This window comes from Vibrio sp. V42_P2S4T144 (assembly GCF_009904715.1).
Lineage (GTDB): Bacteria > Pseudomonadota > Gammaproteobacteria > Enterobacterales > Vibrionaceae > Vibrio > Vibrio alginolyticus.
The window spans coordinates 1-9934 of the sequence record NZ_WXWS01000164.1 but is presented as its reverse complement, the minus strand read 5'-3'; the positions used below and the strand labels follow the sequence as shown (position 1 = coordinate 9934).

The following is a 9934-nucleotide window of genomic DNA, read 5'->3' as shown; positions in this document are numbered from 1 at the left end:
GTATAGATGTTATCTATAGCTCGCTCCTGACTTCCTATTTTCCCCTCAAAAAGGTGTTCTTTAGACTGTCGCCAAAACAACAATCTAAGGGATGAACATGAAACCGAGTTTTATTGCGCTTGCTGTCGCGTCTTGTATTGGTCTTGCTGGATGTGGGTCAGATTCCTCTGATGCGCCTGTGCCGGTCGACAAACCAATTATTTCAGCCGACTTATATTTACGTGGTTTAAATGGGGATTGGGGCACGGCAGAGCATGCCAAGCTAAACTATTTGGGTAATAACGAGTACGAAACCGTACTGCGCGTCGCTCGAGGTAGCAATCAGTTCAAGATTGCTGATCCGGGTTGGCAGATCCAATACACCTATTTTGAGGAGCCCGCGGCGTTCGATAAAGCTCAGGAGTACCTGCCAAAACCAGACACGAATGAAGCGTGTATGAACGATGACTGCAACTCTGAGATCACGTTTGAAGACAAAGGGTATTACAAGTTTTCTGTGAGCTTTGCCGATGAAAGTCGCGCGACAATGACTGTGACGAAAGCAACGCAAGAAGAAGCGGAAAAATACTACTCTGATGCGATTCTCGACCCTGCAATGGTGCATGAAGGGCATCAGAGCAAAGAAGTGAAACTGTTCGCCAATTACGATGACTCGAGTGATACCGTGATTTTCTCGGTGAAAGATCCTAAAGCTGAGCTGCGTGAATTTGGTATTTCAACGACGACAGAATTGCGTGATGCGCTCGACCAAGGCTTAGTGATCAATGAACAAACAGGACCGCGAGTGGTGTCGGGTGATGTCGCGTTTGACGCGTTGTTTGCATTGACGATGAAAGAGCTAGACCAGCTTGCCGTTTCTGAAATCAAAGACGGCAATTACAACTACAACAACCCAATCAAAGCGGAAGTTTTTGAGACGGGCGCGAAGTGGCATTACGTATGGACGCGTGATTTGGCGTACGCAGCAGACCTTTCGCTTGCATTGATGAATCCAACTCGCGTGCAAAATGGTTTGAATTTCAAATTGTCCGCTTTTCGCGACACGACCGATCAGCAATATGATGGCGAGCAGATTGTGCAAGACACGGGCACTGGCGGCAGCTGGCCAATCAGTACCGACCGCACGACTTGGGCGCTTGGTGCAGAACGCTTACTTTCGGCATTGGATGGGGAAGAGTACAACCAGTTTGCCGAGCGCGCTTACAAAGCTATCAGTAATACACTTGAAGCCGATCGCTTGGCGGCTTTTGATTCTAAATCCGGTTTATACACTGGCGAACAATCATTCCTCGATTGGCGTGAGCAAACTTACTCAACGTGGACGCCAAACGATGTCAATGCGATTGGTAGCAGCAAAGCGTTATCGACAAACGTGGTTCACTACCGCGCGATTCAGCTCGCGGCTAAGTTAGCAGAGAAGTACGATTCAACCAACGCGGTCAAATACACCGAGTGGGCTGAGCAGTTAAAAACCGCTATCAACGAGCAGTTTTGGAATGCCGAACGCGGTATGTACGTAAGCTATTTGTTTGACAATGGCAAAGACATCGCGGTCGACAAATACGATATGTTGGGCGAAGCGTTGGCGATCATCAGTGGCGTGGCAAGTGATGCGCAGGCGAAACAAATCATGGCCAATTACCCACACAGTGAGTTTGGCGCGCCGGTTTACTTCCCTCAACAACCGGACGTGCCTGTGTACCATAATCGCGCAATTTGGCCATTTGTTACCGCGTACAGCTTGCGCGCCGCGCATCAAACACAAAACGTGGCTGCGGCGAACAATGCGATTCAATCGTTGGTTCGTGGTACCGCGACCAATTTGTCCAACATGGAAAACTTAGAGTGGCTTTCTGGTAAGTCATTCATCATCCATAGTGATCATGGTGAAGATCCAAGCATGGATGGCCCAGTTATTAACTCTCAGCGTCAGCTTTGGTCTGTGGGTGGCTACTTGAACATGGTGGTAGAGACGCTATTCGGCATCCATACCGAAACAGGTAATTTGGAAGTGAAGCCATTTATCACAAGCTGGGTGCGCAATAACTTGTTGGCTCAGTCTGAACAAATCACGTTGGAAAACTTTGCTTTCAAAGGAAAGAACTATTCGGTAACCATTGATTTGCCTGAGGCAAGTAAAGATGAAACAGGCTACTACCCAGTTGAAAATGTCACGATGGACGAAGAGGGGCATTTCCACGTGACACTGGGCGCGCTTGTGAGTGTAGATAGCAGCATTACTTTAGTTTCTGGGGTGAAACCGTATGTGAGTGAAGACAGTCGCGTTTATTCTCCGCAAGAGCCAACATTGGTGGTAAAAAGCGTTGATAATTCGGTTTCGATTGACGTGACGAGTATGTACAACGTGAACTTGTATCGCAATGGCGAGCTGATTCAAAAGAACGTGATTGCTCAATCTTATTCCGATACGCCAACAGGTTTTGCTTGTTATTTGGCTGAAAGCATTAACGATAAAGGCTTCCGTTCTAACCCAAGCCAACCAGTTTGTGTCGGTGAAGAGATCCGCATCAAACTTGATGGCGAATATCAGCCACTCAAAGACAATATCTCAGTGGTTACGGTGAGTAAAGACAGTGGCGTTGTAAAAGGTTCAGAGTCGTTTACAGCCCCTGTAACGGGCACTTACCAGTTCGATGCTTGGTACAACAATAACCTAGGGCAACTTAATACTGGCATCACGAATACCGTGAAACTGTTAGAGGTATTGGATGATGCAGGTAAAGTGGTTGGTCAAGGTTACTTGCAGATGGGCCATATTGGTGAAAACCAAGGTATGCGTTACTCAACGCCAATTGAAGTAGCGTTGGAGCAGGGGAAAACCTATCAGATCGCGCTGAAGGACCACTTCAATATGAGTTACCTCAAATCGAATGAAACCTACATCTACGCTGGTGGTATTGAGGGTGAAAAGAACGAAGCGCAAATCGCAGATATTCGAATCACACCTTTAATGTAGGCTGTTTTAACAACGCTGTGTTCTAAAAAACTGTGTTCTAAGAAAAACAAAGCCGCTGAGATTATCAGCGGCTTTATTGTATTTGCTATCGGGGGCCGTTTACAGATTAGTTTGCAGCCTGCGGACGAGGTTTACGGCGCTGACCTGACGGTTTGTTTCCTGCAGGCTTAGCATTGTTTGGCTTGCGGTTACCAGACGGTTTACCAGCGTTGCCACTCTTATTACCGTTTGGTTTATTTCCACTCGGTTTATTGCCATTCGGCTTGTTGCCGTTAGGTTTGCGGTCATCTGGTTTGCTGTTTGCACGACCTTGGCCTTCACGGTTGCCTTTAGGCTTGCCCGCACCGCCTTGGTTGGTGCTGTTTTTGTTGCCGTTGTTACCACCGTTGAAGCGACGTTTAGGTTTGTTTGCACCATTGCCTGCTTTCTTTTCGGCTGCTGGGGCGTTTTCACTTGCAGCATTTGGCGCTTTTGGTTTTTTCGGCTTCTTAGGTTTTTTCGGTTTGATTGGGCGCGTATCCAGTTTAGATTCTGGCACCACATTGGTTGGCGCAAAACCTTCCAACTCTTTACGTGGTAGTACTTCTTGAATCAAACGTTCAATCGCAAACAACTCAGATGCTTCTAGCGCACACACCAGTGAAATCGCTTTACCTACTTCGCCCGCGCGGCCAGTACGACCAATACGGTGAACGTAGTCTTCTGCCACTTTAGGTAGCTCAAAGTTCACCACTTGCGGCAATTGAGGAATATCGATACCGCGCGCAGCAATGTCCGTCGCGACCAACACACGAATTTCACCCGATTTAAAATCCGCCAGTGCTTTGGTACGCGCGCCTTGGCTCTTGTTGCCGTGGATGGCAGCAGCCGGTAGGTTTTGTTCGATAAGGAACTTCGTCAGACGGTTTGCGCCGTGTTTCGTTTTTGTAAACACCAGCACTTGCTTCCAATCGCCATCTTTGATCAATTTAACCAACATCGGTGCTTTCTTTTTCACGTCTGCTGGGTAGATGCTTTGCTCAACCGTTCTCGCCGTCGAGTTTGCCGGGTTCACTGAAATCTCAACCGGGTTGTTCACCAAGCCTTTCGCAAGGTCACGGATTTCATCCGAGAAAGTCGCCGAGAAAAGTAGGTTCTGACGCTGTTTTGGTAGCAGAGCTAGGATCTTACGAATGTCACGGATAAAGCCCATATCCAACATACGGTCTGCTTCATCGAGCACTAGCACTTCCAGTTGGTCGAACTTCACCGCATTTTGGTTGTACAAATCCATCAGGCGCCCTGGTGTCGCGACCAACACATCCGCACCTTTGCGAAGACGCTGCATTTGCGGGTTGATCTTCACACCACCAAAAACCACCGTACTGCTTAGTGGAAGGTGACGGCCGTACATAAACACGTTTTCTTGCACCTGAGCCGCAAGTTCACGCGTTGGCGTCAGGATAAGTGCACGAACTTGGTTAGCACGAACGCGAGGGCCGTTCGATAAACGCTCAAGAATCGGTAGCGTAAAGCCTGCGGTTTTACCTGTACCAGTCTGCGCTGCTGCCATTACGTCTTTCCCTTCCAAAATAGCAGGAATTGCTTTTGCCTGAATTGGCGAAGGGGTGTCGTAGCCTTTTTCTTGAATAGCTTTAAGGATTGGAGCAGATAGACCTAACGAGGTAAAACCCATATGTATGATTCTCAATTGTAGAGTTAGATAACAACGCGCCGAAAACAAATCGGTGCGAAAAGTGCGACATTCTGAGGCTTTTACGCGCAGGCTTCAACTAATTCCGTCATGGATAAATATTTGAACTGGATCTCATTTCTTTTTGGCAGGCAAAACTGATAACTGGTTTGGTCGATCGATTGAATGGTTTTACGTTGGCGATGTCCATTCTTACATCGCTATCACGGTATGCAGTTTTAGTTTATCAAATGCTGTTCGGAGTGTGGGGGAGGCTTGCTCCTTTCATTACTCCGCTTTTGCATGCGTTAAAAACGCACTCGTCAATTGCTGAAAGAGCGAATCTACCGATGGGCGGTCGGATACATGATGGAAGAGCGGTGTGTGGACATCACCACGAATATCATCGCTGTGACCGCAAAGCTGATTACACATTCGTACTGGTTCGACAATCTTCTCGACGTCGGCATCAATCAGAATGCATGCTTGTGACAATATCACTTGTCCGCCGCCTTTTTTAAGTAAAACACGCTGCGCGGTTCCCACGACTTTTTGCCCGCCAATGTTGAGGTTGTACTCGCCATCGCAGTAGGAATAAGGCGTAGCATGAACATCCACTTTCACGCCGAGCTGTTTAAAGAAAACCGTTAATATTGCACATAAATCGAGATACGCTTTTTTGATGTTGTAAGGCTCGCCTTCTGGCCAGTGGTAAATGTGGGATAGATTGATAATACCTGGCACCTGAGGGACTGGGGCACCACCGGTTTTACGAGAAAAGAGCTTCCAGCCAGACGTATTTAACGCATGTTCTAACTCATTAGACACTGGCCATTTCTTACCCGCGGGAAGCACGAGCGTTGGACTTTTTACTTGCCAAAGCAATAGCACTTGCGAGAGTTGGTTGGACTGAACTTGTTTAATGAGCTCATCTTCTTTGTCAAATGCATCAGCGACTTCCGTAGCTGTGTAGCGAATTAGCTTATTTTTAGCAACCAAACTCTATCCCTCGCGGCTATTTAATCGTTACTGTTGTATCTCAGATACAGCTTTATTGCTAGGTCTGAGTGATTAGGCTTTTGCTCGCTAGCTGCATGATCACCTTTTGGATCTTTTCCGTTGTCCATTAATTCTACTTGAACACGCGATAAAAAGTTTTTGCTAGTCATCACATCAGCCATTCATAAAATCTGCCATCTATGAAAAATTTTGGCGATATAAGTATGAAAAAGCGAGTGATGACTCTCGCGTTAGCGGCATCATTAACGGGATGTGTGACGTTCCCAACTCAAGAATCTGAGCAAGTACAGGTGCTTTGGGGCAATGTGAATGCGATTGAAAACTGTGAACTAATGGGTACCGTGATCGGCTCAGAAGGACACTTTTACGACTACTGGCTTCATGCAGATAAAGACATGGTTTGGGGGACGCTAAACCAAATGCGCATCAAGGCGGCGGATTTAGGCGCAGATACCTTGTACTTGTATCAACCGTTGAGCTTTTCTACGTCAGTGACGATGTTTGCAAATGCTTACAAGTGCAAACAGTAGCTATTGGCTTGATCATAATTGAAAGACAGGCGCTGCTCGCCTGTCTTTGATGCGTTCTACAAATACTGGCTACTTTGCGTTAATTAACGTTTGCTGTCGCCACCGCTGATGTATCAGAAAACGACAATGTAAAGTCTCGCTCAGTATTAAGCACTTTGGCTGGAAACTCTAAGCTCAACTGCGTATGTGGCGCGACTTCTGAAGCAATGCTAGTAACGAATTTTCGGGTTTCTCCAGGAGAGATCGATATGTCACTTCCACCTTGTGATGAGAGCTCAGCGATACCCATTGTTTCAAGTGTGTTACCGGCAGTATCCGCCAGGTGTAATAAAGATTCTGACTTGTAGATTAATTCTCCACTTTCTGTGCGATATGCATTAAACGTGTTGAAATTTGGTTGTAATGATCCTTGAGATCCAATGTTAGTAACGGAAAATGTCACATTAGCGCCATCAAAGTTCTCGACTCTTACGAGTACGTTACCGTCTTGGTAACGAGCGGCTGCTGCCGCAGTTGCTTGTTGTTTCTGCCTCTGTTTCTCTTTTTCAATGTCGCTTAACTGTTTCTGCTCATTAGCGATTCGATTCTTTGCCATGGAGTACGACTGATCGACCATTGCTATTAAAGCGGGGATTGAATACAAAGTGAGGCCTTCCAAATGGTCAAAGTCGATTTTGGCATGTTGAGTACGTTTATGATTAGAAAATTGGCAGTAACCATCAATCAAACTGATGAAAGCCACTTCAAAAGTGCCTTGTAATCGGCTTACTTCCTGTGCTGCTTTCTCTAGATTTGAGCGGACTTTCCGAATCTCTTCCAAACTCTTTTGTGAAAGACGACCGTTTGGCGATACGTCGTTAGAAACCGAAACCAGTTCTTCGGTCACAAATGGATTGTTTTCGGCTGGAATCACCGTAGTTATACGGTTGGATTTGGTGATGTCTTCGCCCAATAAAACCATCATTTTTTGCGATGCGGCGGTTGTGTTGCCCGCTAATACGTCACTACAGTTTGGCGACGTATTGGCATACACGGCGAATGCGGTAAAAAGTGAAAGTGTAACGGACCAGCCGATGGTGACGAGTCCTGTCGTGGTTCGAGTATTCATCCTGATAACCCCTCTGTCATTTGGTGCGATTCACTGACGTAATTGCCAATCAAAAGATTGGCTCGCGACATTCAGAATGGTTCTGGTCAACCCTTCGTAGTGGGTCTGCCCACAGATGCTTTTTTAGTCGTTTATCAACCGCTAAGCCACGATTGATAAAGTGTCTGAAATTGAGAGCATTAACGCTGCGAAGTTGATGTCTTTGACTGAAAGATAGACGTAACTTTTCTAACCATCAAATACGTGATTGAGTTCTCATTTTTATATGAGTGAGAGGTTCAAGAGAAAACAGGCACTTACTGTAGAGAGTTGATTTGAAGGAAAAATATAAATTTTTTTGGGGAACTTTTTTGATGCTGCCTTTGAGACTTTTTTGAATCTCAAAGGCAGGTTCTTACACTCGCGCTCAATTACAACGTGTTGAGGACATCCGCGAGTCGAGAGACAGCTGTCGTCAGTTCTTCTGGTGTAGCATTGGTAAAGTTAAGACGCAGAGCGGCTTTTACCTTTGAACCTTCTGGATAAAAGACCGGGCTCGGCACTACAGCAACCCAGTTTGCGAGAAGGTTTTTCGCCAGTTCGAAGGTGTCGCATTCTGGAATTTCGACCCAAACGAACATACCACCATCGACGGGTTTGAGTACGCAACTTTCTGGCAGCTGTTTTTGCAGTTCAGCAAACATGACATCGTAACGTGATTTGTAAAGCGCACAGATGGTTGAAATGTGCGTTTCGAAGTTGTCATGTTGCAGCAGGCCATGCAGCAAAGCTTGCATAGGAATACTAGAGTGCAGATCGGCACCTTGTTTAATTTTGATAAGTGGCTCAAGGTAGCTGCTTTTGCCCGTAACTACACCAATACGCAAGCCTGGTGAAGCTATTTTGGAGAAAGAGCGCAATACGATGGAGTGCTGTGGGCAGAAGTCCGAAACCAGTGGAAGCGCTTCACCAGAAAAACGCAGCTCGCGGTATGGTGCGTCTTCAATGAACGCCACGTCGTATTGTATACAAAGCTCGGCAACTTTTTGGCGAGTCTCTAGCGCCCAGCATACGCCCGTTGGGTTGTGAAAATCGGGTACGGCGTAGAACATTTTTGGTTGCTGCGTGGCAAAGCATTGTTCGAGTTCTTCAAGGTTTGGGCCACACTCGGTTTGTGAAACGGTCACGATGTTGGCTTGCACTAGACCGAATACTTGCATAGCACCAAGGTAGCTCGGTGCTTCCATCACCACTTTATCGCCCGGATTCACGTACGCACGCGCAATCAAATCTAGCCCTTGCTGAGAGCCAGTTGTGATCATCGCCAAATGAGATTCTGGCAGCTGGTAATAATCGGTCAAAAAGTTAAGTAGCGGGGCGTAGCCTGCTGTTGCGCCATATTGAAACACCTCTGGCATATTCGCGAGGTTTTCGAGCGTCGGTTTCATTAAGTCGATTGGGAAGGTTTTTTCGTCCGGTAAGCCACCTGCAAGAGAAATGACGTTCTTATCGCTCGCTGCTGCGAGGATTTCTCGGATGTAGGATGACTTAGTTTGTTGTAATGACTGTGCGATTTCCATGTGCTGTGCTTCTCGTAATTGTCTTTTTTTATGTCAGAAATAGTATAGGTAAATTGCCAAGCTTGGTGTGTCCATTTATGCTGTTAAACATGTCCATTTATGCTATTTAAGCGAAAATTTACTCCGTGAGCCACCAACAAGTTTCTAGGATCAATGACGTGCTGTTTTACATTCACCAGGACATTAGCAGAGATTTATCGGCTAAAGAGCTAGCAGATGTAGCAGCCTATTCTGAACAGCACTTCCATCGTATTTTTAAAGATGTGGTAGGGGAGTCTGTCCATCAATATATCCGTCGCACAAGAATGGAATACGCCGCCAATCAACTGATGTTTGATACCAGCTCGTCGGTGTTAGACATTGCTAACAAGTGCGGCTTTAGCTCGGTATCTTCTTTTAGCCGAGCATTTAAAGCAACGTTCGCTATGTCTCCTGGCGCGTGGCGAAAGCATGATTTACAAGTCGCAGAAAAGCCGTATCTAAAAGATCCGGAAGTGGCTGCGGGTTATCATCGGGTTGCTCAACGCGAGTTGCCAGAACCTAAAATTATGGAGGTTCCACAACGCTTTGCGGCTTATGTGCGGCATGAGGGTTATAGCCGTTCCATTCGCAATGCGTGGCTGATTTTGAAGGCGTGGGCAAGCTCTGAGAATCGGGACTTTTCGGTTCAATACGGTTTGCATCACTCCAACCCCGCTTGGGTCGAGCTCGATAAGTGTCGCTATGTGGCTTGTATGGCGATTGATAAGCCGCTTAAAGTACGCGGTGTCGTGAATCAAATGACGATTCCGGGTGGTTTGCATGCTGTTTTTCGCTTAACAGGGGTATATGGAGAGCTTCTTCCTCAATTGAGTATGGTGTTAGAGAAGTGGTTGCCGAATTCAGGCTTTAAGCAGCGTTCTACTCCCGCTTATGTTCACTATCATAAAAACCATTTCCTTAGCCATGATGAGGCGTTTGAGCTGGACTTCTATCTGCCCATCAGCTTTTTCTAATTGGAGTCTTTATTTACTATCCGTAAGGAATAAAATGCTAAGCTCTATATGATGATTTTTTACAAATAATTGA

Annotated in this window: 7 protein-coding genes and 1 pseudogene; 4 read left to right on the top strand and 4 right to left on the bottom strand. The window is 46.4% G+C overall.

Going from position 1 to position 9934, the window contains the following annotated elements; all coding sequences use genetic code 11:
* Nucleotides 1–97: 97 nt before the first annotated feature.
* A complete protein-coding gene (locus CAG68_RS05710; RefSeq protein ID WP_086047525.1) occupies nt 98–2977 on the top strand; it encodes an MGH1-like glycoside hydrolase domain-containing protein in 2880 nt (959 codons plus the stop codon).
* A 106-nt stretch (nt 2978–3083) separates the two neighbouring features.
* On the opposite strand, the gene CAG68_RS05705 is transcribed toward CAG68_RS05710, so the two are convergent.
* The gene (locus CAG68_RS05705) at nt 3084–4652 is read right to left on the bottom strand and encodes a DEAD/DEAH box helicase (RefSeq protein ID WP_086047524.1); all 1569 of its coding nucleotides are present in this window, start codon (nt 4650–4652) and stop codon (nt 3084–3086) included.
* A 148-nt stretch (nt 4653–4800) separates the two neighbouring features.
* Here CAG68_RS05705 and CAG68_RS22550 point away from each other — a divergent pair.
* Nucleotides 4801–4878 (top strand): annotated as a pseudogene (locus tag CAG68_RS22550) (VOC family protein); the annotation flags it as partial.
* Nucleotides 4879–4937: 59 nt separating this feature from the next.
* Here the strand turns inward: CAG68_RS22550 and CAG68_RS05700 are convergent.
* Entirely contained in the window at nt 4938–5648 is a 711-nt protein-coding gene (locus CAG68_RS05700) for a lipoate--protein ligase family protein (RefSeq protein WP_054729329.1), read from the bottom strand.
* 224 nt (nt 5649–5872) lie between these two features.
* On the opposite strand from CAG68_RS05700, the gene CAG68_RS05695 reads away from it, so the two are divergent.
* A complete protein-coding gene (locus tag CAG68_RS05695; protein WP_054729325.1) occupies nt 5873–6199 on the top strand; it encodes a DUF4156 domain-containing protein in 327 nt (108 codons plus the stop codon).
* A gap of 79 nt (nt 6200–6278) precedes the next feature.
* Here CAG68_RS05695 and CAG68_RS05690 read toward each other — a convergent pair whose 3' ends face one another.
* Together CAG68_RS05690 and CAG68_RS05685 are read right to left on the bottom strand one after the other, a co-directional pair.
* Nucleotides 6279–7307, bottom strand: coding sequence for a hypothetical protein (locus CAG68_RS05690; protein ID WP_053304579.1), 1029 nt, complete (start codon nt 7305–7307; stop codon nt 6279–6281).
* A 410-nt stretch (nt 7308–7717) separates the two neighbouring features.
* Nucleotides 7718–8866, bottom strand: a complete 1149-nt coding sequence (locus tag CAG68_RS05685) for an aminotransferase-like domain-containing protein (protein ID WP_017819834.1) — start codon at nt 8864–8866, stop codon at nt 7718–7720.
* Nucleotides 8867–8991: 125 nt separating this feature from the next.
* Between CAG68_RS05685 and CAG68_RS05680 the strand changes: the two genes are divergently transcribed.
* Nucleotides 8992–9861: an AraC family transcriptional regulator gene (locus CAG68_RS05680; protein ID WP_086047523.1), complete on the top strand. Its 870-nt coding sequence runs from the start codon at nt 8992–8994 to the stop codon at nt 9859–9861.
* Nucleotides 9862–9934 lie beyond the last annotated feature (73 nt).